We start from the raw sequence: 25,921 nt of genomic DNA on the forward strand, positions 1-25,921 counted from the left end.
AACAACCAGTTTTAGGGCTTTGTTAAAGATTGTTTATTTTGTGATTTCTTAAAATTTCTTTATTGGATGTCTTAATGAAAAAGTTATTCACATAAACAAGAGTTTTAAACTCTCTTTTTCAAATTCAAAAGAGCTTTTAATGTTATAGACTTTATTATATAGTTCAAATTCCAACTCATTAGCATGTAACAGTAACCTACGGCAACCACTTAGTTTCATTCTTTGTTTTACTGATAATTCTTTATCTAAAAAACGAACTATGTCTTCCTCTTTTTGTCCATAAATTGGATCACCAACTATTGGATGTTTCACGTGAAACAAATGCACCCTGATTTGATGTTGTCTTCCTGTATGTGGTTTACACTCTACTAAAGTCATATCTAGCTCAGGAAAATATTTTAATGGTCTAAAAAATGTTTTAGAGGGTTTCCCCTTTGGATCAACTTTAACAACCATTCTAACTATAGCTGACTCATCTTCTTTTCTTAATAATGGTGCTTCTACAATTTGCTCTTTTTCAAAATGACCGTGTACCATTGCTAGATATGTTTTTTTCATATCTCTCTCTTGAAACATGATCTTTATATCTCGTTCACTCTTTTTGTTTGTAGCACACAAAACCAATCCACTTGTTTCTTGATCGATACGATGAGTAATGTTCGCATCATTACCATATTGAGATTTTAGTTCATCTATTAATGAATATTCAGTATGTCTATTTTGAGGGTGAATAAGAACTCCACTTGGTTTGTCATATACTACAAACTCTTTTTCTATATATATAGGAAGTAACCCTTTTGAAATTGCTTTGAAATATATAAACTCTATCTCACCTTCAACTTCCTCAGAAGCTTTATCTATAACTTTTCCATCTTGAAGAACTCTTCCTTTTGCTATTAACCTTTGAGCTTCTTTTTGTGTATAACCCAACTCGTTTATAAGGTAGAGAAAAAGTCTCTGTTTTTTCTCTATCAAATACTTCTCAATTACAAATGGCAATTAATCCCTCTTTCATTATCTGTATAGTAAAATACGTTATTAAATTATGCGAATGATAACATATTATATAAGGGTTATAAATGGTAGAAAGATACGCTCGTGAAGAGATGAGTAAACACTGGACACAACATGCAAGATATGCTGCATGGTTAGAAGTTGAAAAAGCAGCTGTAAAAGCTTGGAATAAAATTGGTCTTATTCCTGATGAAGATTGTAAAAAAATTGTAGAAAACGCTACTTTCTCTGTTGAGAGAATTGAAGAGATCGAAGCAGTTACAAAACATGATCTTATCGCTTTTAATACATCTGTTTCAGAATCACTCGGTGATGAATCACGTTGGTTTCACTACGGTATGACTTCTTCAGATGCAGTCGATACTGGTGTAGCACTTCAAATGAGAGATTCTTTAACAATCATAATCGAAGATGTAAAGATGTTAATGGAGTCGATCAAGAAACGTGCTGAAGAACACAAGTTCACTTTAATGGTTGGACGTTCTCACGGAATCCATGGTGAGCCAATTACATTTGGATTAACTTTAGCAGTATGGTACGATGAAGTTGCACGTCACCTTAAAAACTTAGAAGAGACAATGGAAGTTATTTCTGTTGGTCAAATTTCTGGTGCAATGGGTAACTTTGCTCACGCTCCATTAGAACTAGAAGAATTAGCAATGGCAGAGTTAGGTTTAAAACCTGAGCCTTGTTCAAACCAAGTTATTCACCGTGACAGATATGCAAGACTTGCAACTGCTTTAGGATTACTTGCTTCTTCAGTTGAGAAGTTTGCTGTTCAAGTTAGACATTTACAAAGAACAGAAGTATATGAAGCTGAAGAGTATTTCGCTAAAGGACAAAAAGGTTCATCTGCTATGCCTCATAAACGTAACCCTATTCTTACAGAGAACATTACTGGTCTTTGTAGAATGATTAGAGCTTACTCTATCCCTGCAATGGAAAACGTAGCTTTATGGCATGAAAGAGATATTTCTCATTCTTCTACTGAGCGTTTTTGGTTACCAGATGCATTTATTACAACGGACTTTATGCTTCACCGTATGAACTCTGTAATTGCTAATCTTACTGTTATGCCTGAGAACATGATGAAAAACCTAAACCTTACAGGTGGACTTGTTTTCTCTCAACGTGTACTTCTTGAACTTCCTCTCCAAGGTGTAAGCCGTGAAGACGCTTATAGAATCGTTCAGAGAAACGCTATGAAAGTTTGGGAAGAGATAGGACAAGGAAAACCGACTACAAATGAAAAAGGTGAATCACTTTACCTTAACCATCTTTTAGCAGATGAGGAACTTAGAAGTAAACTAAGTGAGGAACAAATCCGCGAATGTTTTAACTACGACTACTACACTAAAAATGTAGATGCAATCTTTAATAGAGTTTTTGCTAAAAATTCATAGTTCGCAGGAGTATAGATTTTCGTAAGAAAATCTGTAACCCGTAGAACTATAGTAAAAGAATTTTTAGTACTTAAAGCATATAGTTTGTAGAAGCAAAGATTTTTTTTAAAAATCTTTAGCCCGAAAAACTATAATAAAAACGCTTTAGGTACTCAAGGCAAATAAACACTAAAAAGACACTTTTTTGTGTCTTTAACAACTTCCAATATTTATCAAAGCAACACTTCGAAACAAAGTTAAAATTTGTTTCGAAATCCTCTTAAATTATCTGAAATATTACAACAAATTATATATATAAATTTCATAAAAATTTCATCATTTTTAAAGTTTACTATGGATAAAATCTAGCTACTTTTATAGTGAAATTTTGAAAACGATTGGTGGTTGGTTTTCAAAATATTCACGAACACTTAGGATGATTAATGATAACAGTTATAAAAAGAAATGGTAGAACAGAACCATTAGATGTAACAAAGATTCAAAAATACACTTCGGCAGCTGTAAAGGATTTGACTAATGTTAGCCAGAGTGAACTCGAAGTTGATGCACAACTCCATTTTCGCGATGGAATAACCTCTAAAGAGATACAACAAACTCTTATAAAAACTGCTGTAGATAAGATCGATATCGATGCACCAAACTGGACATTTGTAGCAGCTCGACTTTTTCTTTATAACTTGTATCATGAAGTAAATGAGTTTACTGGGTATTGCTCACTAGAAAAATATTTTGAGCGTGGTGAAAAAGAGGGACGTATCCTTTTAGGTTTAAAAGACATGTACGATCTAAAAGAGTTAGAAAAACATATCAAACCTGAACGTGACTTACAGTTTAATTATCTTGGGGTAAAAACACTTTACGATAGATATCTTATAAAAGATAGACAAAACAAACCTATAGAACTTCCTCAACATATGTTTATGGCAATAGCGATGTTTTTAGCACAACGTGAAGAGAACCGTCAAGAGTGGGCAATTAAGTTCTACGATATGATCTCAAAATTTGAAGTGATGATGGCTACCCCTACTCTTTCAAATGCTAGAACAACAAGACACCAACTAAGTTCATGTTATATCGGTTCAACTCCAGATAATATCGAAGGTATTTTTGATGGTTATCAAGAGATGGCTATGCTTTCTAAGTTTGGTGGAGGAATTGGTTGGGATTGGACACAAGTTCGCTCAATGGGTTCATACATCGACGGACATAAAAATGCAGCAGGTGGTACTGTACCATTTCTAAAAATAACAAATGACATAGCAATCGCTGTAGATCAACTTGGAACTAGAAAAGGTGCGATTGCTGTTTATCTTGAACCTTGGCATATTGACATCAATGACTTTTTAGACCTGAAAAAGAACTCTGGTGAAGAGCGTCGTCGTGCACATGACTTATTCCCTGCTCTTTGGATCAATGACTTATTTATGAAACGTGTTCAAGAAGATGCTATTTGGACTCTATTTGATCCTTATGATACAAGAGAGTTAACAGAGTTACATGGTGAAGCATTTGAGAAAAGATATATGGAACTTGAACAAGATGAAACCATCATAAGAGAGCGCGTAAAAGCAAAAGATTTATGGAAAAAAATTCTTACATCTTATTTTGAAACTGGTTCACCATTTTTATGTTTTAAAGATAATGCAAACCGCGCAAATCCAAATGACCACTATGGTGTTATTAGAAGCTCTAACTTATGTACTGAGATATTCCAAAATACACAACCAAACCATTATAAAATCAAGTTCATTTTTGAAGATGGTTCGTATGAAAGCCATGAAGAGGAAGAGATCATTAAAGTTGATAGCGGTATAGAAAAACCAGCTAAGAAAGTAACAGCTCTTGACACATTAAATGGTAGAGAGATTTTTGTGGTTGAGAAAGAAAAGATTGATGGTGCGACTGCTGTTTGTAACTTAGCATCTGTAAACTTATCTCGTATCAATACAAAAGAAGATATTGATAGAATTGTCCCTATTGCAATTCGTGCACTTGATAATGTCATTGACCTTAACTTCTACCCTGTTGAAAAAGTAAAACGGACTAACATGAGAAGCCGCTCAATTGGTCTTGGTGTTATGGGTGAAGCACAAATGTTAGCAGAAGCGGGTATAGAATGGGGAAGCCAACAACACTTCGATAAAGTAGATGAAGTTATGGAAGCTGTTTGTTATAACGCTATCTCTGCTTCATCAGACCTAGCTATTGAAAAAGGGGTATACCCTGAATTTGAAGGGAGTAAATGGTCTCGTGGAATTTTTCCTCAAGATCATGCCAATGCAGAAGTTATTAACCTTATCGATCGTGGTGGTTTGTTTGCTTCAAATTATGAATGGGATGAACTTCGTACTAAAGTGAAATCTCAAGGGATGAGAAACGGTTATTTAATGGCTGTTGCACCTACTAGTTCTATCTCTATTTTAACTGGAACTACACAAGCGATTGAGCCTGTATTTAAACGTAAATGGTTTGAAGAAAATTTAAGTGGACTTATCCCTGTAGTTGTTCCTAATCTTTCACCTGAAACTTGGACATACTATACACCAGCCTATGATCTAAACCAAACAGTACTAATAAAAGCTGCTGCAATTAGACAAAAATGGATCGATCAAGGACAATCACTTAATATCTTTATTACGCTTGATAAAGCGAGTGGTAAATACCTCAATGAGATATATATGCTTGCATGGAGATTAGGTTTAAAATCAACATATTACTTAAGAAGTCAATCACCTGAAGTGAAAAATGATGTTGAAGATAGATCTATGGAGTGTGTAGGTTGTCAATAAAATGAAACCTTTAACCTCCCCTGCACTTTCAGAGTTTCTATCAAGGTTTGACAACTTTAAAGGGGGTGAGCTTCGCTCAGTAGAAGTTATTAACCCTTTTGAGTTAAAAATGATTATAGCTACACAGGACAAAGCAAGAGCATATGACTGGATAACAGTAGAATTACTCTTTAGTGGTGTAGAGGTCGCTAACCTTATCGAAGATAATCAACTAAACTTTTTAGATATGCAAGATGGTATTAGTATCATTTACGATGAAAATAGATTTGCTTTTGGTATAGGAGAGTGCTATAATATTTCAACTATAAAGAGTTCCTCTTTATATATCATCTGTGAAACTCTTAAATATCAAGAGGGACAGTTTTAAAGGATATAAATGGCGTATGAGATAAAAGGTACTTTATACGGGTTTGATACTACAAGAGATGTTGAGATTAAAGAGATTGATCCTCTTTTTTCTACCATGGTAGATGTAAATGATGAAAATATATCTTTTACCTTGGTTAAACCTAATCTATTGCGTCAATATGCCTTTGACCTCCCTTCAGACGTAAAAGCTCTACTAGAGATAAATGAAAACTCTACAGTAAGTGTATATAACATTTTAGTTATTCAAAAACCTCTAGAAAAATCAACAATAAATTTTTTAGCACCTATTATTATCAATGTCGATAATAATTTTGCAGCCCAAGCTATTTTAGATCCAAAAAAATACCCTGATTATGGTATGGCAGAGAGCATAGAGTCATTTAAAAACTAACTTTTAGGAGAAGTATCATGAAAGTAGTATGTCCTCATTGTTTTAGTGTGAATAATGTTCCAAAAAAAGATTCTTACAAAAAAGCAAATTGTGGAAAATGTAAAAGCTCACTTTTAGATACAGAACCCGTTAATCTTATCAGTACAAATTTTGATGATATGATTGTTAATAGTGACTTACCTGTTATGGTTGACTTTTGGGCAACATGGTGCGGACCATGTCAAATGATGGCACCAAATTTTAGTGCTGCTGCCAAACATTACCCACTTAAAGCTGTATTTGCAAAAGTAAACACTGAAACGCAAGAGATATTAGGTGCAAGGTTTGGAATCAGAAGTATCCCTACTCTTATCATCTTTAAAAATGGAGTAGAGAAAGAGAGAGTATCAGGTGCACTCCCTAAAGAGAGTTTAATGCAATTGATAGATAAATATACAGATTAATTACTCTTTAATATAAGAACAGCAGTAATCTGTCACTGTTTTGATTTTCAAATCAAATGAAGAATTTGCAGGAACACTGAACGTTTCTGGTGTATTTAACGTTTTAAAATCTTCTCCTGGTAGACGAATATCAAGCTCACCACTCATCATCTCCATAATCTCAGCTTCGTGCGTATTAAAAGTGTACTCACCAGGTAACATTACTCCGAGAGTTTTTCTCGTACCATCAGCAAACTCAACTGTTCTACTTGATACTTTTCCTCCATCATAAATATTTGCTTCTTTTATGATTGTTACATTTTCAAATTTTGACATTATAACTCCTAAATAATTTTGTGAAATAATACACTAAGTTATTTAAATTTTACCCTTTGAGAGTGTGTAATAGCTACAGCCATTGCATCTGATATATCAAGTGGTTTAATCTCTTTTTTTATCCCAAGGAGTCGCTTAACCATAAAAGCAACCTGCTCTTTTGAAGCTTTTGCTTTACCCGTAAGTGCTTTTTTTACTTGTAGTGCCGTGTATTCATGAAATTGTCCAAACTCTTGAAGTAGTTTTAACATGATTGCTCCACGAAACTGTGCAAGTTTTATAGTTGTAGATGGATTGTGTGCATAAAATATATCTTCCATAGCAACTTCATCAATAGTATACTTGGAAAAAAGTTGCTCTAATCCTTCAACCATCTGCGGAATTTGAAACTGCAAATCTTCGGCTTTCATTTTAATAAGTCCAGCCTCTACTAAAGATATTTTGTTATTTTCTAGGGAGATTATTGCATAACCCATGTTTCTCGTTCCAGGATCTATGCCAAGTATATTGATCTTATTCATAAAATGAATTATACCTAATTATTCACTTATTGATTTTTACTTATTCACATATATTTAACCCTATTTTATGCTATAAAAATGTATTATTCACATATATATAGAAATAAGCGAGTGAAATGTGAATATTGGTCAACAAATACTAGGGGAACTAAAAAGTGAAATCACTGAAGTTGAATACAATAGATATATCAAACATTTAGAATATGATATAAAAAAATCTTCAAGTGACATGGCCATATTTTATGCTCCAAATGCTCTTGTAGTAAGCTGGATTCAAAAAAAGTATAAAGATAAACTAGCTCATCTTTTTGAGATAAAAACAGGTAATAAGGTAACTGTAAAAATTACACTTAAATCTGCACAAACTACAAAAAAAGCAAAAACTATAAAAGAGATCAATAAAGTAAGTTCACTACTCAATCCATCATACTCTTTTGATAACTTCATGATTGGTGGTTCAAATCAGTTCGCGTACGCTGCTATTAAAAGTGTAAGTGAAAATCCTGGTAAGGTCTATAACCCAGTGTTTATATATGGGGGTGTTGGTCTTGGAAAAACTCACCTTATGCAAGCAGCTGGAAATGTACTGCAAAATAGTGGGAAAGTAGTTATCTATGCAACAGTTGAACAGTTTTTAAATGACTTTATCCGTCATGTGAAAAACAAAACGATGGATCGTTTTCAAGAAAAATATCGCAAGTGTGATGTACTTTTAATTGATGATATACAGTTTCTCTCAAATAAAGAGGGTATTCAAGAGGAGTTTTTCCATACATTTGAAGCACTAAAAGGTGCTGGAAAACAAATCATACTTACAGCTGATAAACATCCAAAAAAAATAGGTGGTCTTGAAGCACGTCTACAAAGTCGATTTGAATGGGGATTAGTAGCTGATATTCAACCACCAGAACTTGAAACAAAGATAGCAATTATTAAGAAAAAATGTGAGATAAATAAAGTTAAACTCTCAAACGAAATCATCAACTATATTGCTACTGTTATAGAGAGTAATGTTCGCGAGATAGAGGGGATACTTTCAAAACTTCATGCATATTCACAATTGATGCATGTTGATATCGATCTAGAGTTTACTAAAAATGTTTTAAAAGATCAAATCAAAGAGAATCGTCAAAATCTTACTATGGATACAATTACAAATGTGGTAGCAAAAGACCTAAATATCAAACCAAGTGAGATACGCTCAAAAGGTAGAGCTAAAAATCTTGTATATGCAAGAAGAATATCTATATATATTTGTCGTGAGCTCACTCAAAGTACAATGCCACAACTTGCTCAATACTTTGGTATGAAAGACCACACAGCCATTTCTCACACCATTAAAAAAATTAACGATTTAATTGAAAAAGATGAAGATTTTAAAGTAAAAATTGATGAACTCACAAATAAACTTTCATCTTCTTCGTAGTTTTGTAAAAAAAAAGATATAATTGTAAAAGTGAATAGATGTGAATAGACAAAAAAATCTCATCACATCAAAAAAGTACTAGTATTTGGGTGTTTGAAGTCTATTTTCACATATTCACTTCCCCCTACTACTAACTACTAAAAATTAAAATATATATAGGGAAATTCATATGAAAATTACTATATCAAAGTCTATACTTGAAAATATACTTATTCATGCTGGACCATTTCTAGAAAAAAAAGATACTTCACAAATTACATCACATATATTTTTAAATGCTAGTAATAATCAACTAACACTTAAAGCTACTGATTATGAAATAGGTTTTTTAGTAACTGTAAATGATGTTAATATTACTCAAGATGGTAGTGTAACGGCTAATGGTAAAAAGTTTTTAGACATTGTTAGAATTTTAAAAGATGGAAATGTAGATCTTGATGTTAGAAATAACATGCTTCATATTGAACAAGGAAGTTCTAAATTTAAACTCCCTACATTCTCATATGAAAATTTTCCAGAATTTCCTTCATATGAAACAAAATCACGTATCTCTATAGATTCACATACCTTAATTGAATCACTTAAAAAAATTACACCTGCAATTGACACAAATAATCCAAAATTTGAACTTAATGGTGCTTTAATTGATATTCACAATGACGCTATAAATTTTGCTTCAACAGATACAAGAAGATTAGCAGTTGTAAATGTAACTAATATAAGTGATAATCAACTCTCTATAATCATTCCAAAAAAAGCCATCGTAGAGATTCAAAAACTATTTTTTGATAATATAGAACTTTATTATGATGAAACTAATTTAGTTATTCGCTCAAACCAATACACTTTTTTTACAAAACTAATTAATGGTAAATTCCCAGAATACTCAAGAATTATTCCTAAAGAGAGTGCACACAATTTAGTACTTCCAAAAGCAAATATGATTGATGCTATTAAACAAATTACGACTATCTCTACAGATGTAAAAATTACATTTACAAGCAATAGCATCACTTTTGAATCTTTAAGTGATGACAATATAGAAGCAAAAACAGAATTAGCTTTTTCGACTGAATTTAATGAACCGTTTTCTGTTGCAATAAATTCAAGATACCTTCTAGACTTTTTAAACTCTATAAACTCTTCAGAATTCACAATGAAATTAAATGAGGGAAATCTTCCATTTATTTTAAGTGATGAAAATTTTATTACAGTAGTTATGCCAATAGTAATTTAGGATTATATGGCAAAAATATTTCTACTATTTTTTCTCTTACTCCATATTTCACTATATGGAAGTAAAGAGATAAATATCAATAAAACAGATATATACAAAGAGATACAACAGTATCAAAATAATTCACTCCTAGAGATAAAATATATCCCTTTATATCTAAAAACTGACTACAATCCTAAAGATATCAATGTAAATGAAACATTGACTTCCCCGCAAAGAAAATTGGTAGAGGGTACTGTATATACTCAAGTATTTATGATTGGAACAGTACTGTTTTTATATGCTATGCCAGAATCCGTTTCAAAATGGGATAAAGATGCACTTGCTGAAGAATCTTTGGGAGAAAAATGGAAAGAGCATGTAAAAGAGGGACCTGTATGGGATAAAGATGATTTTGCTATAAATTATATTGGACATCCTGTTTCTGGTGCTTGGTATTATATGATGGCAAGAGATTATGGGATTTCACAAGAGGGTTCTTTTTTGTATTCTGTATTTTTATCAACTTTTGTATGGGAATATGGATATGAAGCGTTTGCTGAAATACCTTCATGGCAAGATATATTTTCTACACCTATTATTGGTTCAATAATGGGAGAGGGTTTTTACTATTTAGAAAAAAAGATAGATAAAAACAATGGAAAAGTTTTAGATTCAAAAATATTGGGAAATATTAGTTATTTTCTCTTAAATCCTATAGGAAATATTTCAAATGGTTTGAGTGATTTTTTTGATGTTAGTGCTACTTTAAGGTTTGAAACATATCAACCAAGATATTCTATAGAACAGCAAAACAGATATATCTATCAAATAAAACCTATAGAGACAAAATATCAAGATTTTGGGGTTATATTAAATATAAATTTTTAAAAATTATAAGAGAAGATTAAAGAACCATAGCTATGAAATCTATCTTGAGTTTTAAACTGATGTGAAAGATGTTTTCGCAAATAATCTATACTAAATTTTCCATAGTTTATAGAAAAACCATATCCTATCTCAGCTACAAAACTATTTTTATCTACACTATGAGAGTTTTTAAAACTATTTCCATCTAAAAATATATCATGTATCACTAGATTAGTTTTAAGTGAAAGATTCAGCACATAACCCAATTTATTTTTATATTTTGTTTGTGCCTTTAGAGGTATTTTATTGTAGTTAGTATTATCTATTTGGCATGATCCATAATCTTTTGGTAGATAATTTCCCCATCGAAATAATCCTATAGCATATACTTTTGTAGAAGCATTTCCTAACTCTACACCATATTCTGGAATAACAGCTATATTTTTGGAAATCTCTATATATTGTTTATGTGAATAATTGAGTTGAAGTATAAATTCATCTTGTATTTGATGATTCCAACCAAGAGGATCAATAGACCCTACAAGTGAATGTATAGATTTTTGTACAGTTCTCATTTTTGAAGAGGGACCAACTATTCCTATTTGTAAAACTAAAGTTTTTAAATTGTTATTGTATGATTGATATAAACCTGATTTTAAATAACTAAAACCAGCATATGGTCGATCATCAACTATAATATCTGGACTTTCTAAATCAAAGGGTGTATAAATTTGTTGGGCATAAGAGATAGATATATAATTATCTTGATTTTTATAATCTGTAAAAGGGATATGTAAAAAAGAGTTATTTATATCTTTTCTATAAAATAAAACAGAAAGCTCAGAGCCATAAGTATAGTCATTGTCCTCTCTAAAATCAGCATCATTTTCTGTAACAAAAGTTATATTTTTTATCTCAAAACTCTCAGCATATAGAGAAACAATAAAAATTATTAGTAATAATGTTTTCTTTAACATCCAAATAGTATAGGTTTATTTTACTTATAAATAGCTATAAATCTAATTTTTATATTTTTTTAGATAAAATAACTAGTACTATGCTAAATTAGCTATTTTGGAGAGTGTAAATGGAACAAAACTACGGTGCTAGTAATATTAAAGTCCTCAAAGGTTTAGAAGCTGTTCGTAAACGTCCTGGTATGTATATTGGTGATACTGGACATCGCGGTCTTCATCACCTTGTTTATGAGGTAATTGACAACTCAATTGATGAAGCGATGGCTGGACATTGTGATACCATTGAAGTGACTTTAACAAAAGATGGAAAGTGTAGGGTACAAGATAATGGTCGTGGTATCCCTACAGATATGCACCCAACAGAGGGTATGAGTGCAGCTACAGTTGTTTTAACAGTACTTCATGCTGGTGGAAAATTTGATAAAGATACTTATAAAGTTTCTGGTGGACTTCACGGGGTTGGTGTATCGGTTGTAAATGCTCTTTCATCTGATCTTCATATGACTATTCATCGTAATGGTGAGGTTCATGAACAAGACTTTAAAAAAGGTATCCCTCAAGCTGCCCTAGAGGTTACAGGGACTACTAGAAAATCAGGGACTACAATTGAATTTAGCGCTGATCCATCAATCTTTACTGAAACAGTAACTTTTGAATACGAATATTTAGCAAAAAGATTTAAAGAACTAGCATACTTAAATCCATTTATTACAATCAAATTTAACGATGAAAGATCAGGCGAAAAGCAAGTTTATAAGTTTGAAGGTGGTATCTCTCAATATGTAGAGGATATGAACAAAAAACAAACAGTTGCAAATGTTTATTTCTTCTCAGGAAAAGCTGAAGATATCGAGTACGATATCGCATTTATGTACAACGATGCATATGATGAAAAGTTTTCATCATTTGTAAATAATATCCGTACACCAAATGGTGGGACACACGAAGCAGGTTTTAGAGCAGGGCTTACACGTGTTGTTTCAAATTATAATGCTAAAAACGGTGCAGCAAAAGAAAAAGATGTAAAAATCTCTGGTGATGATGTTAAAGAAGGATTAATTGCTATTGTTTCTGTACGTGTACCTGAACCACAGTTTGAAGGACAAACAAAAGGGAAGCTTGGAAATACATATGTGCGTCCACTTGTGCAAAAAGCAACAGGTGATGCACTGAGTAAATATTTTGAAGAAAATCCGATCGAAGCAAAAGCAATAGTTGCTAAATCATTAATGGCAGCCCGTGGTCGTGAAGCTGCGAAAAAAGCAAGAGAGCTTACACGTCGTAAAGATGTTATGAGTGTTGGAACACTTCCAGGAAAGTTAGCTGATTGTCAGAGTAAAGACGCATCTATTTGTGAACTCTACCTAGTGGAAGGGGATTCTGCGGGTGGTTCAGCAAAAATGGGACGAGATCGTGTATTTCAAGCAATTCTGCCACTTAAAGGTAAGATATTAAATGTTGAAAAAGCACGTCTTGATAAGATACTTAAATCTGATGAAATCACTAACATGATTACAGCTATGGGTTGTGGGATTGGTGAAGAGTATAATGAAGAAAAACTTCGTTATCATAAAATCATTATCATGACCGATGCTGATGTTGATGGTAGCCACATTCAAACACTTCTACTTACATTCTTTTTCCGCTATTTTAGAAATATTGTTGAAAATGGGTATCTATATCTTGCTCAACCACCACTTTATCGTTACAAAAAAGGGAAAAAAGAGATATATTTTAAAGATGACCGTGTAATGAATGACTTCTTGATTGATAATGGTATAGAATCTTTAGAGATTGAAGGAATAGGGCACAACGATCTTATAGGGTTTTTCAAAATGGTTGATCACTATGCTGGATCGCTTGAAGCATTAGAGCGTCGTTACGCATTAGTAAGATTGATTCGTCACTTTATTGAAAATCCAGATATTATCGCTAAACCTGCAAAAGCGATGTTTGAAGATGTAAAAACATTCTTAGCATCTATCAATAACAACATCCTTACACATACACTTAATGAAGAGACAAATGAGATACATCTTTTTGTACAAACAGAGGGTGGTATGGAAGAGTTACTTATAAATGATGATCTTTTCTCTGCACCACATTTTGCTGAGGCTGATTATGTGTACAGAAAGATCAAAGAGTGGGATATCTCATTTGATAAAGATATTTTAGAAGTGTTAGAAGATATCAAAGAATATGCGAAAAAAGGTGCGTATATTCAACGTTATAAAGGTCTTGGTGAGATGAACCCTGATCAGTTATGGGAAACTACAATGACACCTGAAAATCGTGTACTTCTTCAAGTAAATATCGAAGATGCAGAAGCAGCTTCGGATGCATTTACACTCTTTATGGGTGATGAAGTAGAACCTCGTAGAAACTACATAGAAACACACGCAAAAGATGTAAAACATCTAGACGTATAATGTCATGTTATTACCACAAACAAAAGAGAGGGAGTACCGTTTTAAGTTAGCGCTTAGGATGGGTCTACCTATCTTTGCTCTCATTGTTGCATTTATCTCGCATACTCTTATTACAAACTATTCAAGTCTGCAAGCATCGTTTTATTTAGAGGCTATTTTACTTTTAGTTTTTACTATCTATTTTATTTTTTATCTTATTTACAACGGGTTTACCGTAAAAATTACAGATGATGTAACAAAAACATTTACACGTGAGTATCTGAATAAGTATGTAAAATCTCAAATAAAACATAAAAAAAACTACACCTTAATCTTAGTAAGTGTAGATAACTTAAATGATATAAACAATCTCTATGGGATAAAAAATGGAGATAAGGTTTTAAAAGAGGTTGCTCAGTGGATAGCGACATATTTAAAGAGTGAAAAGATAGAGGGTTTTCCTATTGGGCATCTTAAAGGTGGTGACTTTATACTTGGATTTGAAGGGTTTCAAAATGAGTATAAGACAGTGCTTGATCTTATGTGTCTTAAAGCAACAGAGTTTAAAGTGGGTGATATTGAAGTAAAAATATCGGGTGCTATAACTGATACAAATTATTCAACTAACTTAGACTATTTAATAGAAAATCTTCTGGAAATACAAGAGAGTACACGAGATATTAAGGAACGTTTCAAAGAGGATAAAATTGATCCAAATGAACTAGAATCATTGGTAATTAGGGCGATAAAGAATAGCGACTTAGTTATAAGTTCTCAAGATGTTGTAGGTAAAGATGAAAACTTTCAAGAGTGTTTTGTGAAACTAAAAAGTTATAATGGAAGATATATCTTTCCAAAAGCATATATCAAAATCATCAATAAATTAGGGCTTGGTGTTGAGTTTGATATTATGGTTTTAGAGCAGATTGCCTTAGTGTATAACACAGAGGTTACAATTGCTGTCAATATTTTTCCAACATCACTAAGAAATGAGAAGTTTTTATCTAAAGCAAAAGAGATGATGAGAGATAAAAAGAATCTGCATATCATCTTTATGTTGTATGAAATGGAATACTATTCATACACAAACAGATATAACTCTATTATAAGCTCTTTAAAAGAGTACAATATCTCTATAGGTATAGATAGAGTAGGTTCAATTCACACAAGCTTTTTATATCTACGTGAATTGCAAATAGAGTATATACGTTTTGATACATACTATTCTCGTTATGAAAAGATGCAAAACAATAAAAGTGTCATAGAGGGATTTAATATAATGGCTCATGATAAAAATATTAAGAGCTGGATAAAAAATATTGAAGAAAAAGAGAGTTATATTTTAGCAAAAGAGTTAAATATAGACTTTATTCAAGGAAAATATCTCAGTGAGGTTGAGAAACTTTATGAAAAAGGTGAAAAAATATAGATGAAATATGGTGAAAAAGAGATACGTGAATTTGACGTAGAAAAAGATATGGAAATATGGCCAAATGAACATGAAAAAGAGTATCTAATTAAAGTTACTTTACCAGAGTTTATGGCTCTATGTCCAAGAAGTGGATATCCTGATTTTGCGACTATGTATATAGAGTATACACCAGATAAATATGTTGTAGAACTAAAAGCTTTAAAACTTTATATTAACTCATTTATGGGTCGCTATATTTCGCATGAAAACTCTGCGAATGAAATTTATGATACAATATATAATAAAATCAAACCAAAATATTTAAAGTTGATTGCTGACTTTAAACCAAGAGGCAATGTTCACACTGTTATTGAGATAGATAGCACAAAGGTTTTAAAAGGTTGAAATTATGTTACGGAAGATTTTGGGTAAAAAGCCAAAACATGACACCCAAGTAGAGATTGTAAACCCACAAATGGTTGAAAAGATTGCTAAGATGAATCTTAGTGATATGAGAATCTATGTAAAAAATGGCTTTAAAGATTTTGAAGTTTGCATAGATGGTTTAAATGAAGTTATGAAAAGACTTACAACTCATATAAATGATAAAGGGGAGTATTATATCAGGCATGATGATATGGACTCCAAAAAAAAGAAAGCTTTTGAACTAGTATTATTAGTTGCAAGTTCAAAACGAATATCCATAGACTCTTTGACACTTATTGAAAATTTTACAAAAATTTATGAAGAGATGATACGAGAGTATGATAAAAAATATAAAGATATATACCACTCACGTTTTAAAAAAGCGATAGAGACAGCGTTGGTAAACATCCATACAATTACACATGTACATAAAAAGATAGATATGTTACATTAAGATATCTTTTATCTGTTTTTGATACTTCTGTTCTAAAATTTCTCCAAATTTTTTTGATGGTTTGAGACCTTGAGCAATAAGCTCTTTTCCATTTATTTTTGGTTCTATTGAATCTACAATTTCCATATAATTTTTTACATTCATAGCTTTAAGATAAGCTGCTAAAACCTTTTTGTCTATACGCATTGCTAGAGTATAGCTAGGGGAGTTTAAAAAGCTATGTATATTTGTCACCTTGTGAATAAGCTCCTTGTCATCACTTAAACGGTTTAAAAATGAGATGGTATCATCCTGGTTAAACTTTGAGGTAAGCAATGTGAACAAGGTTATAACACAGAGTTTGTTAGTAAGATTGTTTTGAAAAGTTTTAAAGTTATCCAAAAGATGAGCTAGTTCAAAATACTCCTCTTGTGTTAGTTGATTAAGCTCTTCAAACACTTCAAACAATCCCATCTTTTGTAAAAGTATAAAGCCACTAGAGGGAGTCATGGATTTTAAAAGAAGTTTTTCTATCTCCATATATATTCGTTCTTTTGAGAGATATGCAACTTGATTGTTTCGCACAATCTCTTGACATTTTAGAAGTAGTTGTTGGTCTATCTCTAGCTCAAATCTGGAAGCAAATTGGATGGCACGAAGTACTCGCAAAGGATCTTCACTAAACTTTTCTAAATCAACAGCTTTGAGTTTTTTATTTTTTAAATCATTTAAACCATCAAATGGGTCAAGTATTTTTTGTTCTATTACATCGTACCCTATAGCATTAATAGTAAAATCACGTCTACTTGTGGCAGTTTTAAAATCAAGATTCGAATTTGCAGTTACTTTAAAACCTCGATGTCCTTTGGCTATTTTACTATCAGTACGTGGAAGGGAAAAATCAAGATCAAGCCCATCAATACAGAGTTTGAGCACACTAAATGATTTTCCAACTTCATTAACAGTTCCAAATTCTGTAAGAATTTTTTCTAAAATATTTATATCATCTAAATTATAAAGTTCAATATCTATGTCTTTTGAGGCAATACCCAACAATTTGTCTCTTACATAACCACCAATAATAATAGGTTTTATATTATAATTATTTAGTTTTTCAAATATTTTATCTAGTATTATTGGATATTGGATTTTTTTCATGATTCACTTCTAGCAAATTTATAATTATTTGGTTTTTAAAAGAAAAAACAAAAATTTGTTTGTTTTATGATTTCTAAAATAAAACGCTCAAGAGAGTTTAATAGATGAGTATAACATATCTGTAATATAAATTTGGGTATAATCGCGAAAATATTTACCTCGAGGGTATTTTAGATGCCCTTGTAATAAGGAACACACTTGCAAAAAATTAGAAATATTGCAGTTATTGCACACGTTGACCATGGTAAAACAACATTGGTTGATGGGCTTTTAGAGCAATCAGGGACTTTCGGTGCACATGAACATCATGATGAAAGAGCGATGGATAGTAACGCGTTAGAGAAAGAGCGTGGTATTACGATTCTTTCTAAAAATACAGCGATTAGATATAAAGATCATAAAATTAACATTATTGACACTCCAGGTCACGCCGATTTTGGTGGTGAAGTTGAGCGTGTACTTAAAATGGTTGATGGTGTTTTAGTACTTGTTGATGCGTATGAAGGTGTTATGCCTCAAACAAAATTCGTTGTTAAAAAGATGTTAGGTCTTGGAAAAAAACCAATCGTTGTTATCAATAAAATTGACAAACCTTCAGCAGAACCTGAGCGTGTTGTTGATGAGATGTTTGATCTATTTAGTGATATGGATGCGACAGATGATCAACTTGATTTCCCGATCATCTATGCTGCTGCTCGTAATGGTATTGCAAAACTAGATATGGATGAACCAGATGGAAACTTTGAGTGTATCTTTGAAACTATTGTAAATGAGATTCCAGAGCCAGATGGTGATGCTGCGAATCCTTTCCAAGCGCAAGTATTTACACTTGATTATGATAACTATGTTGGTAAAATCGGGATTAGCCGTATTTTTAATGGGACAGTTAACAAAGGTGACCAAGTAGCACTCGCAAAAGCTGATGGTGAAATTGTAAAAGGGCGTATTACAAAACTAATAGGTTTTCATGGTCTAAATCGTATGGAGATTGAACAAGCTGAGGCTGGTGATATCGTAGCATTTGCTGGTATGGAGACTGTTGATGTTGGAGATACTGTTTGTGATGCTAATAATCCAGTAGCACTTGATCCTATGCATATTGAAGAGCCAACTCTTACAGTTATTTTTGCTGTAAATGACTCTCCACTTGCTGGTCAAGAGGGTAAACATGTTACTTCAAACAAAATCAAAGACAGACTTGAAGCAGAGATGCGTACAAACGTTGCAATGAAGTTAGAGACTGTTGGTGAGGGTAAATTCAAAGTAAGTGGACGTGGTGAGCTCCAAATTACAGTTCTTGCTGAAAATATGAGACGTGAAGGGTATGAGTTTAGTATCTCTCGTCCAGAAGTTATCGTTAAAGAGATTGAGGGTGTTAAATGTGAGCCATTTGAACACTTGGTAATCGATGTTCCTGAAGAGTTAGGTGGGACTGTAATTGAGCGTCTTGGTAAACGTAAAGCTGAGATGAAATCTATGGTTCCAATGGGTTCAGGTTTCCAACGTATCGAGTTTGAAATTCCTGCTCGTGCCCTTATTGGATTTCGTGGGCAGTTCTTAACAGATACAAAAGGTGAGGGGATTATGAATCACTCATTTATCGAATTCCGTCCATACTCTGGAAGCGTTGAATCTCGTTCTTATGGTGCGCTTATCTCTATGGAAAATGGTGAAGCACTAGCATACTCACTCTTTAACTTACAAGATCGTGGTGTTCTTTTCATTGGACCACAAACAAAAGTGTATGAGGGTATGATTGTAGGTGAACATGCAAGAAACAATGACCTTGTTGTAAATGCGATCAAAGGAAAAGCACAGTCAAACGTTCGTTCATCTGGTGCTGATGAAGCTATCAAACTAGTTCCACCACGTGACATGTCATTAGAGCGTGCACTAGAGTGGATCGAAGATGATGAACTTCTTGAAATTACTCCTGAAAATATTCGTATCCGTAAAAAATTCTTAAAAGAATCAGATCGCCGTAGAGAGACTAGAAAAACTAAATAGTCTTCTCACTACTTCCTCACTTCAATAATATACACTTTCTTTTATAAACTCTGTAAAAGGAAGTGTATTATGCAAAACTTCACTACTCCAACATTTCAAAATGGTTCTGATATCTCAAATCAGGCTATAAAAAATGAGATAGCAACTTTTATTCATGACATTAGAACACCAGCAAGTACTTTACATGGTTTTTTAGAGCTTTTAGAAGATCATATACAAGATAACAGGTTTCAAGAGTATATTTTTCATGCAAAAGAGAGTACGATATTTATCAACAAGCTTATAAGCTCTATGTTAGAGAGAGTTTCGTTAAGTAAAGAAAAAGAGATATCGCAAAATAAAGAGATTGAGAGTGCTAGGTTTTTTGCAGGTATTGCTGAGATGTTTATCCCAAATATGTACGATAAACATATAGATTTCAATATATACATAGACCCTTTACTTCCAAAAATTATTGAGCTGGATGAGTTAAAGCTCAAACGAATTATCTTAAATCTTATTGGTAATGCTTACAAATTCACACCCGCAGAGAAAACGATCGAATTTCAAGTTACGTATAACAGAAGAAAAGAGGAAGTTACAATAGCGGTCAATGATACAGGAATTGGGATTGCAAAAGAGAAACAAGAGAAAATTTTCCAGGCATATCAACAAGCTGATGATACTACATCTATTGAGTATGGTGGTACAGGGCTTGGTCTTTCAATATGTTCAGAATATATAGATGACTTAGGTGGAAAACTTGAACTATTCAGTGAAGTTGGTAAAGGGAGTAAATTCTTTTTCACACTACCTTTACAAACCAAAACTCAAGAGTCACACTTAACACCTTGTGCAAATTCAGATATAAAGATTGCTGTATTGATGTCTGAAAAAAATGGTTTTTCATTCTCAAATTTGAGTCGTTATTTTCAAAAAATGGGTTTTGAGAAAAATAATATTATGACTGTTTCATCTTTTGAAGAGATTCCAGATGATGTTACACATCTTATCGTGTATCAGCATAAATTTAACTCTGTAATTAAAGCAGTGATGGCAAAATTTTCTAAAATTTTGATAGTTGAAGAGAAACTCTATACATTTAATAATGACGATCTTTTAGAAAATTGCGGTGTTATTTCACAGTATGGATATTACGCACAGGAGTTATATAAGTTCATCACAGTTGACAAAGCACCTAAAATTTTAATAGCAGATGATGATAAAGTCTCTGTATCATTACTCAAAAGAATTTTTAGAGATGAGTACTGTGAAGTAGATATCGCCTATGACGGTCAAAAGGCTTTAGATATGATAATCAATGCATATAATGAGCAGAACCCTTACAATGTCATATATATTGATAATCATATGCCTTTTTTAAATGGAAATGAGGTTATACGTCAAGTGAGAAATTTTGAACGTATTAATAAATTTGCACCTGTATATGCTGTTGCTATCACGGGAGATTTATTTGATCTGAAAAAGTACAAAGATGTTGATAAACATATAGGTAAGCCATTTCGTGTAGCCGATATAAGAGGAGTTTTTCACGAAAGGACAAAGTAAAGATTTAATCTTTTTTTTGTAATTTATCTCGATTCATCACTTTTTTTGCTTGTTGAATAAGTGATAGGATGTCATTTGCATCTTGTGGAAAACTTGCAATCCCTAAACTAAAAGAGAACTCTATGATATCTTCCTCAGAGTAGATTAGGGGGTGTTTTGGTACTAAATTTAGTAATCTTTTTTCCATTTTTTTTATATCTTTTTTATCATTTATCGCATTAAAAATGATGATAAACTCATCTCCTCCAACTCTTGCAACAAGATCATCTTCACGAACAAAATCTGAAAGTATTTTTGCGATATGTTTTAAAAGCATATCCCCTGCATGGTATCCATAGGTTTCATTTATAGGTTTAAAGCTATTGAGATCGATAAAACAGATACTAAAACCTTGTTTGGTTTTTTTAGCAGTTTTGATCGAGCTATCTATCTTCTCAAGTAGTTGTGAACGGTTTGGAAGTCCTGTAAGGGAGTCGTGAGAAGCCGCAAGTTTGAGTTCTTTTTCAATCTGTTTGAGATAGGTAATGTCTTGGCAGAGTATGATGTTTTCATACACTATCTCATTTTTTGCTAATGGAATGATGTTGGCATGAAAAGAGATTATTTCATTTTTTACATTTTTGGCATTAAATATAATGGTCGCATTTGCATTGATATTAAAATCTCTAGCTTTAAAAAAAGTAGAAAAATGTTTTCCCATAATTTCACTTTTATCTTTGTCAAAAAAAAGCAAAAAAGTATTGTTCACTGAAGTGATTAGCCCATCCATATCTACATTAAAACTTAGTAGTTTTTGATTTATGAGATCAAAGTTTTGTTCCCCAGAGGTTTTATTTTCAGTTTCATAAATGAGTGTTTTTTTATTGATCTCTTTTACCATATTGAGGTAAGCAAGAGATTCTTTAGGTTTTTGCATTGCATATGCTATAAAGAGTTTTTCACCTGAGTCTGTCACAAAGGTTTCAATATCTAAATCGTAGTAATCATTTGTTTTTAAGATCATAGGGAAGTGTAAAGTATTGCTTTTAAGAAGATTGTTATATAGGTTATCTAAGTTGTTCTCAAGCCCAATGATTTCCCATAAAACATCCCTGATATCTGTATTTATGGTAAGTTTTGGAAGATCATCAACGATACTTTTAAAAGTTTCACTAAAATCTAGTATTTGAAACTCTTTATTGAAAATAACATAAGAGATTTTATTTTTTGTACAGATAAGATTTGTAATGTTTGGCATCTAATGGCCTAGACTGTTAGTTACAAAACTGTTTAAAGCTGTAAATATATCGTTTACACCTACATCTTCTTTGGCAGATGTAAAAGAGATGTTGATGATTTGATCAGAAATTTTATACAATTCATCGACAGTATTTGCAGCGAGATTATTGGGTAGGTCGTTTTTATTAAAAGCGATACATATAGGGGCATCTTTTACAATTGAGTGACAAAGCTCAATATGTGTTTTGATAGAATCTATAGTGTTTTGACGATGAATGTCCGCAACAACTATGAAACCTTTACTTCCAAGTAAATATTGCTTTGATACAGGTTTAAACTCTGTTTGTCCTTCTATATCCCAAAGCATGATTGTAGCGTTTTCTAAACTCTTTTTAGAGATCGAAACACCTATAGTACTGAGGTATTCTTCGCTAAAGCTATTTTCAACATAACGCTTTACTAATGATGTTTTACCAACACCAAAATCTCCAACCATAACTACTTTATATGCTAACATTTGTGTCTCTGTTGGTAAATGTTATTATTACAGTTCGAGCTTTCTGTGGTTCTAATGCAGCATTTATACCGATAGGTGGAGTATCCTTAGTTATTAGGATAAAATTATTTTGTAGTCCCCCTTGATTTTTTAAAAAATTCTCAATGTTTGAGAGTCTTTGGTGAGAGAGAACTCTATTTCTTTGGAGGGTTCCTATTTGATCACTATAAGATGTGAGAACTATTTCGCAAGAAGTATCTACATTTTTAAGTAGTGTTACAAGCGATATGAGTTTTGTTTGTGATGTGGTATTTAAGTGCGTTAAACCTTTTTCAAAATAGATTTTTGTATCTATTTTTGGAGGAAGAATCTCTATCTTATCCTCTATTTTTTTTATAAAACTGATTTCTCGAAGCTGTTTAAGAAGGTCTTGTTTAAGAGAGTTGTTCCATACATTTCCTTGTAGTGTAAGTGTATTATAGTCAAATTTATAAGTAACATTTACACCTTGTTGGGTGTTGAAACCTTTTAAAAGATAGGCTATGTTTGAGCTTATTTGTACAGGGTCTTGTAAAGTATTCACAATGACTATCTCATTTTTAATCTCTTTAATCTCTTGAATATCTTCCAGAGTTGTTTGTGCCAGTTGTTTGTGATATGCAAAAGGGACTTCTCCATGAAGGATGACTATACCATTGTTATAAATATTTGCAGAGAGTCTAAAAGATGTGAGTGAAGGTGTTTTATAAAGTTTGGTGTTTATTTTGTTCAGTAGTTCTTCTTGAAGATAACTTTTATAAGTGTAAAAAACTGTAAGAATTATTATAAATATGGGGAGAATAAAAAACAAAGGATGAAGTTTTCTATTTACATTCTCTTTGGCGTTACCAGAGCTAAGCAGTTGAGATATCTCTTTATAGATGGTCATGTTACCAAAATTTTCAAGCATACCATCAAACTCTTTTATCTCATCTCCATGATTAAAAACAATATTTTCTAAAGTTTCTCTGATTTTATCATAGATAGGCTTGTTAGCATTACCTTGAACAATTACTGCAAGATAGCTATAACCACTTGATTCTATAATAATTTTTTTATCACCATATTCTATCTCACCTAGTTCATTATTATCGCTGTTCTTTTCAACCCAGTCATTGACAAAGCTTCTAATTGCTGTCATCATAGAGGCTAACATCTCAGGTTCACTTACTGGATAGTCAGGGTTCTCTACATGTGCTAAAACTATTCCTGTCTCTTTATGGATAAGTAGAAGAGCACGTATATTTGCAACAGCATTTTCACTTAGAAGAAGTTCACTTTCACTTACACCTTTTATCTTCGCTGTAAATTTACGCTTGAGTGTTGTAAAAGAGAGACCATTTTGAATTTTGTTATTGATGTTTGTAAGCATCTCCTCGAACATTTTGGTAACATAACGACTAATCATATTCCCGATAACTGGATAAAGAGCATCAACTATATCATCTTTTTTAGATTTAATTTGTTGGCGGATAGCAGCACCAATAAGGGGTGCCATTTGCTTGGAAATTTTCTCTTGAGATGATTCATAGTTTTTATCTATAAGTCTATTTACCAATGGGGAGAGGGCTTCTTCTAAAGAATCTTCCTCACGAGATGCTTGATTGTCACTTTTCATATTGAAGTTTATTTTTTATTTATACTTTCAATTGAGAGTTGTTCGTTGATTTGTTTGCCTTTCATAGCCATTGCAGCTTCCATCAGTATATCTGCTGCATCATCACGTGAAAGTTTAGCACCAGAGAGCTGCATCACTTTTTCATCGAGTGCTTTTAGAAATTCATCTTGAAGTGCATCCATCTGTGAACGAAGTGTGATATTATTTTCATTTTGTTGTTTTTGGAGTTGTTCACGTTTAGCATTTAGCTCCTCTTCGACATTTTCAAGAGAATTTTGTAAACGTTTTTCTTGTTTGAGTGCAGCATCTCTCACATCAGCAAACTCATCTTGTTGTTGTGAAGTCATATTTTTTAGTTTTCTATTGAGTGCTTCTAGCTCATTTTCTATTTTAGAGTTAAAGTCAATTTGCGTTTGTTGTATTTTTTTACGCATCTCTTCTTGGATAGAATTTATAGAGTTTTCAAGTTTTTCAAATCTTTCTTGTAGTTCGCGAGATTGTGATCCAAAAAGAATCTCTCTAATTTGATCAACATTGCCTAGTTCTGAGATGTTTTCCTGTTTTTCTTCTTTTTTCATTAAGTCCCCTTATAGTCAATACTCAATAATAATATAGACTTATACACCTAAAAAGTGAGATTTCAGTGAGTATCTTTTATTTTTGATATAATTATAACATGAAATTTTGTGATTTATGGGCTGTATAGGTAGTGAGTAAAAAAAACGACAATAGTATTGATGAGCAAGTAAAGGGCTCTGTTTTTGAGATAATGGAAAATATAGCGCATCAATGGCGACAACCTTTAGCACAGATAAATGCTACAGTAACTACCATTGACAATATCTTGTTCGAGCAAAAAATAGACAATCCACGTTTAGAAGAGAAGCTATTAGAGATCGAACGACTGACAAAATATATGTCAGAGACCATAGAAGATTTTACTCAAAATTTTGACAACCAAGAGTTAAAAGCTGAAACAAAATTGGGTCCATTACTTCAAAGTGCTATAGAAGTTGTAAGAGACTCTTTTGAAAAAAACAACATAGAAATAGTTCAAAATTTTCATGATGATTACAAATGTAAATGTTTGGCAAAAAAGCTCAAACAGATCGTGGTTGTTTTATTAAACAATGCAAAAGATGCGTTGCTGATAAGAAATACATTTAACGCTAAAGTTTGCATCTCATTAGACCAAGTTGATACTAGGTATATAATCTCTATTAGTGACAATGGCGGTGGTATCTCAAAAAGTGTTCAACAAAAAATGTTTGAACCCTATTATACAACGAAACACACTTCAGAAGGTACAGGAATAGGGCTTTATATGGCAAAAAAGATTATACAAGAAGAGTATAAAGGTTCTTTGGATGTGAAGAATGTAGATGATGGTACTCGCTTTACCATCTATCTTCCAAAATAGGGGAA

24 protein-coding genes are annotated in these 25,921 nt (G+C 32.3%); 15 read left to right on the top strand and 9 right to left on the bottom strand.

What is annotated here, in order from left to right; genetic code table 11:
- Positions 1-87 precede the first annotated feature (87 nt).
- Complete coding sequence (locus ACQY56_RS08100) at positions 88-999, bottom strand: pseudouridine synthase (protein ID WP_428739040.1); 912 nt, start codon at positions 997-999, stop codon at positions 88-90.
- 80 nt (positions 1,000-1,079) lie between these two features.
- Between ACQY56_RS08100 and purB the strand changes: the two genes are divergently transcribed.
- From purB to trxC, 5 genes are all read left to right on the top strand, one after another.
- Positions 1,080-2,417 carry an adenylosuccinate lyase gene (gene purB / locus ACQY56_RS08105; RefSeq protein ID WP_428739039.1) on the top strand — a complete coding sequence of 446 codons (1,338 nt, stop codon included), beginning with the start codon at positions 1,080-1,082 and terminating at the stop codon, positions 2,415-2,417.
- A gap of 422 nt (positions 2,418-2,839) precedes the next feature.
- On the top strand, positions 2,840-5,206 hold the full coding sequence (locus ACQY56_RS08110; RefSeq protein ID WP_428739038.1) for a ribonucleoside-diphosphate reductase subunit alpha: 2,367 nt from the start codon (positions 2,840-2,842) through the stop codon (positions 5,204-5,206).
- Between the two features lies 1 nt (position 5,207).
- The gene (locus ACQY56_RS08115; protein WP_428739037.1) at positions 5,208-5,573 is read left to right on the top strand and encodes a hypothetical protein; all 366 of its coding nucleotides are present in this window, start codon (positions 5,208-5,210) and stop codon (positions 5,571-5,573) included.
- 9 nt (positions 5,574-5,582) lie between these two features.
- The gene (gene fliW / locus ACQY56_RS08120) at positions 5,583-5,966 is read left to right on the top strand and encodes a flagellar assembly protein FliW (RefSeq protein WP_428739036.1); all 384 of its coding nucleotides are present in this window, start codon (positions 5,583-5,585) and stop codon (positions 5,964-5,966) included.
- 17 nt (positions 5,967-5,983) lie between these two features.
- Positions 5,984-6,409 carry a thioredoxin TrxC gene (gene trxC, locus ACQY56_RS08125; RefSeq protein WP_428739035.1) on the top strand — a complete coding sequence of 142 codons (426 nt, stop codon included), beginning with the start codon at positions 5,984-5,986 and terminating at the stop codon, positions 6,407-6,409.
- Here the strand turns inward: trxC and ACQY56_RS08130 are convergent, their stop codons facing one another.
- Positions 6,410-6,724, bottom strand: coding sequence for a pyrimidine/purine nucleoside phosphorylase (locus ACQY56_RS08130; RefSeq protein ID WP_428739034.1), 315 nt, complete (start codon positions 6,722-6,724; stop codon positions 6,410-6,412). It abuts the gene before it with no gap.
- Positions 6,725-6,762: 38 nt separating this feature from the next.
- Positions 6,763-7,236 carry a crossover junction endodeoxyribonuclease RuvC gene (gene ruvC, locus ACQY56_RS08135; protein ID WP_428739046.1) on the bottom strand — a complete coding sequence of 158 codons (474 nt, stop codon included), beginning with the start codon at positions 7,234-7,236 and terminating at the stop codon, positions 6,763-6,765.
- A 127-nt stretch (positions 7,237-7,363) separates the two neighbouring features.
- Between ruvC and dnaA the strand changes: the two genes are divergently transcribed.
- The 3 genes from dnaA to ACQY56_RS08150 all read left to right on the top strand — a co-directional run bounded on the left by dnaA (position 7,364) and on the right by ACQY56_RS08150 (position 10,778).
- Positions 7,364-8,671 carry a chromosomal replication initiator protein DnaA gene (gene dnaA, locus ACQY56_RS08140; RefSeq protein ID WP_428739033.1) on the top strand — a complete coding sequence of 436 codons (1,308 nt, stop codon included), beginning with the start codon at positions 7,364-7,366 and terminating at the stop codon, positions 8,669-8,671.
- Between the two features lie 169 nt (positions 8,672-8,840).
- Positions 8,841-9,908: a DNA polymerase III subunit beta gene (dnaN, locus tag ACQY56_RS08145; RefSeq protein WP_428739032.1), complete on the top strand. Its 1,068-nt coding sequence runs from the start codon at positions 8,841-8,843 to the stop codon at positions 9,906-9,908.
- A 6-nt stretch (positions 9,909-9,914) separates the two neighbouring features.
- Positions 9,915-10,778: a DUF3943 domain-containing protein gene (locus ACQY56_RS08150; RefSeq protein ID WP_428739031.1), complete on the top strand. Its 864-nt coding sequence runs from the start codon at positions 9,915-9,917 to the stop codon at positions 10,776-10,778.
- Here the strand turns inward: ACQY56_RS08150 and ACQY56_RS08155 are convergent.
- The gene (locus ACQY56_RS08155) at positions 10,775-11,734 is read right to left on the bottom strand and encodes a lipid A deacylase LpxR family protein (protein ID WP_428739030.1); all 960 of its coding nucleotides are present in this window, start codon (positions 11,732-11,734) and stop codon (positions 10,775-10,777) included. The two genes, ACQY56_RS08150 and ACQY56_RS08155, sit on opposite strands and share 4 nt — an antisense overlap.
- A 110-nt stretch (positions 11,735-11,844) precedes the next feature.
- On the opposite strand from ACQY56_RS08155, the gene gyrB reads away from it, so the two are divergent.
- The 4 genes from gyrB to ACQY56_RS08175 are packed head-to-tail and all read left to right on the top strand — an operon-like array spanning position 11,845 to position 16,433.
- Positions 11,845-14,163 (top strand): DNA topoisomerase (ATP-hydrolyzing) subunit B, encoded by a 2,319-nt coding sequence (gene gyrB, locus ACQY56_RS08160; protein ID WP_428739029.1) that lies wholly within the window; start codon positions 11,845-11,847, stop codon positions 14,161-14,163.
- A gap of 4 nt (positions 14,164-14,167) precedes the next feature.
- Entirely contained in the window at positions 14,168-15,571 is a 1,404-nt protein-coding gene (locus tag ACQY56_RS08165; RefSeq protein ID WP_428739028.1) for an EAL domain-containing protein, read from the top strand.
- Positions 15,572-15,958, top strand: coding sequence for a preQ(1) synthase (gene queF / locus ACQY56_RS08170; RefSeq protein WP_428739027.1), 387 nt, complete (start codon positions 15,572-15,574; stop codon positions 15,956-15,958).
- A gap of 4 nt (positions 15,959-15,962) precedes the next feature.
- Positions 15,963-16,433 carry a hypothetical protein gene (locus tag ACQY56_RS08175; protein ID WP_428739026.1) on the top strand — a complete coding sequence of 157 codons (471 nt, stop codon included), beginning with the start codon at positions 15,963-15,965 and terminating at the stop codon, positions 16,431-16,433.
- Here the strand turns inward: ACQY56_RS08175 and ACQY56_RS08180 are convergent.
- Complete coding sequence (locus ACQY56_RS08180) at positions 16,425-17,570, bottom strand: CCA tRNA nucleotidyltransferase (protein ID WP_428739025.1); 1,146 nt, start codon at positions 17,568-17,570, stop codon at positions 16,425-16,427. The two genes, ACQY56_RS08175 and ACQY56_RS08180, sit on opposite strands and share 9 nt — an antisense overlap.
- A 198-nt stretch (positions 17,571-17,768) precedes the next feature.
- Here ACQY56_RS08180 and typA point away from each other — a divergent pair, with 198 nt between their 5' ends.
- Positions 17,769-19,577 carry a translational GTPase TypA gene (typA, locus tag ACQY56_RS08185; protein ID WP_428739024.1) on the top strand — a complete coding sequence of 603 codons (1,809 nt, stop codon included), beginning with the start codon at positions 17,769-17,771 and terminating at the stop codon, positions 19,575-19,577.
- A gap of 69 nt (positions 19,578-19,646) precedes the next feature.
- Positions 19,647-21,125, top strand: a complete 1,479-nt coding sequence (locus ACQY56_RS08190; protein WP_428739023.1) for an ATP-binding response regulator — start codon at positions 19,647-19,649, stop codon at positions 21,123-21,125.
- 4 nt (positions 21,126-21,129) lie between these two features.
- Here ACQY56_RS08190 and ACQY56_RS08195 read toward each other — a convergent pair whose 3' ends face one another.
- From ACQY56_RS08195 to ACQY56_RS08210, 4 genes are read right to left on the bottom strand one after another with little or no spacing between them, the layout of a single operon-like run.
- A complete protein-coding gene (locus tag ACQY56_RS08195; protein ID WP_428739022.1) occupies positions 21,130-22,362 on the bottom strand; it encodes a diguanylate cyclase domain-containing protein in 1,233 nt (410 codons plus the stop codon).
- A complete protein-coding gene (locus ACQY56_RS08200; RefSeq protein WP_428739021.1) occupies positions 22,363-22,860 on the bottom strand; it encodes a Rab family GTPase in 498 nt (165 codons plus the stop codon).
- Positions 22,847-24,496 (bottom strand): BON domain-containing protein, encoded by a 1,650-nt coding sequence (locus ACQY56_RS08205; protein ID WP_428739020.1) that lies wholly within the window; start codon positions 24,494-24,496, stop codon positions 22,847-22,849. Before ACQY56_RS08205 ends, ACQY56_RS08200 begins: the two co-directional genes overlap by 14 nt.
- A gap of 8 nt (positions 24,497-24,504) precedes the next feature.
- Positions 24,505-25,074: a hypothetical protein gene (locus ACQY56_RS08210; RefSeq protein WP_428739019.1), complete on the bottom strand. Its 570-nt coding sequence runs from the start codon at positions 25,072-25,074 to the stop codon at positions 24,505-24,507.
- A gap of 131 nt (positions 25,075-25,205) precedes the next feature.
- Here ACQY56_RS08210 and ACQY56_RS08215 point away from each other — a divergent pair, with 131 nt between their 5' ends.
- Positions 25,206-25,916 carry a sensor histidine kinase gene (locus ACQY56_RS08215; protein ID WP_428739018.1) on the top strand — a complete coding sequence of 237 codons (711 nt, stop codon included), beginning with the start codon at positions 25,206-25,208 and terminating at the stop codon, positions 25,914-25,916.
- The last annotated feature ends 5 nt before the right edge of the window (positions 25,917-25,921 follow it).

This window comes from Sulfurimonas sp., assembly GCF_050296975.1.
GTDB lineage: Bacteria > Campylobacterota > Campylobacteria > Campylobacterales > Sulfurimonadaceae > Sulfurimonas.

What these genes read in the sequence shown, in the direction of transcription:
- purB (WP_428739039.1), top strand. Translation starts at nt 1,080, where the DNA reads ATGGTAGAAAGATACGCTCGTGAAGAGATGAGTAAACACTGGACACAA.
- ACQY56_RS08110 (WP_428739038.1), top strand. Translation starts at nt 2,840, where the DNA reads ATGATAACAGTTATAAAAAGAAATGGTAGAACAGAACCATTAGATGTA.
- ACQY56_RS08115 (WP_428739037.1), top strand. Translation starts at nt 5,208, where the DNA reads ATGAAACCTTTAACCTCCCCTGCACTTTCAGAGTTTCTATCAAGGTTT.
- fliW (WP_428739036.1), top strand. Translation starts at nt 5,583, where the DNA reads ATGGCGTATGAGATAAAAGGTACTTTATACGGGTTTGATACTACAAGA.
- trxC (WP_428739035.1), top strand. Translation starts at nt 5,984, where the DNA reads ATGAAAGTAGTATGTCCTCATTGTTTTAGTGTGAATAATGTTCCAAAA.
- ACQY56_RS08130 (WP_428739034.1), bottom strand. Translation starts at nt 6,724, where the DNA reads ATGTCAAAATTTGAAAATGTAACAATCATAAAAGAAGCAAATATTTAT.
- dnaN (WP_428739032.1), top strand. Translation starts at nt 8,841, where the DNA reads ATGAAAATTACTATATCAAAGTCTATACTTGAAAATATACTTATTCAT.
- ACQY56_RS08150 (WP_428739031.1), top strand. Translation starts at nt 9,915, where the DNA reads ATGGCAAAAATATTTCTACTATTTTTTCTCTTACTCCATATTTCACTA.
- ACQY56_RS08155 (WP_428739030.1), bottom strand. Translation starts at nt 11,734, where the DNA reads ATGTTAAAGAAAACATTATTACTAATAATTTTTATTGTTTCTCTATAT.
- gyrB (WP_428739029.1), top strand. Translation starts at nt 11,845, where the DNA reads ATGGAACAAAACTACGGTGCTAGTAATATTAAAGTCCTCAAAGGTTTA.
- ACQY56_RS08165 (WP_428739028.1), top strand. Translation starts at nt 14,168, where the DNA reads ATGTTATTACCACAAACAAAAGAGAGGGAGTACCGTTTTAAGTTAGCG.
- queF (WP_428739027.1), top strand. Translation starts at nt 15,572, where the DNA reads ATGAAATATGGTGAAAAAGAGATACGTGAATTTGACGTAGAAAAAGAT.
- ACQY56_RS08175 (WP_428739026.1), top strand. Translation starts at nt 15,963, where the DNA reads ATGTTACGGAAGATTTTGGGTAAAAAGCCAAAACATGACACCCAAGTA.
- ACQY56_RS08180 (WP_428739025.1), bottom strand. Translation starts at nt 17,570, where the DNA reads ATGAAAAAAATCCAATATCCAATAATACTAGATAAAATATTTGAAAAA.
- ACQY56_RS08190 (WP_428739023.1), top strand. Translation starts at nt 19,647, where the DNA reads ATGCAAAACTTCACTACTCCAACATTTCAAAATGGTTCTGATATCTCA.
- ACQY56_RS08195 (WP_428739022.1), bottom strand. Translation starts at nt 22,362, where the DNA reads ATGCCAAACATTACAAATCTTATCTGTACAAAAAATAAAATCTCTTAT.
- ACQY56_RS08200 (WP_428739021.1), bottom strand. Translation starts at nt 22,860, where the DNA reads ATGTTAGCATATAAAGTAGTTATGGTTGGAGATTTTGGTGTTGGTAAA.
- ACQY56_RS08205 (WP_428739020.1), bottom strand. Translation starts at nt 24,496, where the DNA reads ATGAAAAGTGACAATCAAGCATCTCGTGAGGAAGATTCTTTAGAAGAA.
- ACQY56_RS08210 (WP_428739019.1), bottom strand. Translation starts at nt 25,074, where the DNA reads ATGAAAAAAGAAGAAAAACAGGAAAACATCTCAGAACTAGGCAATGTT.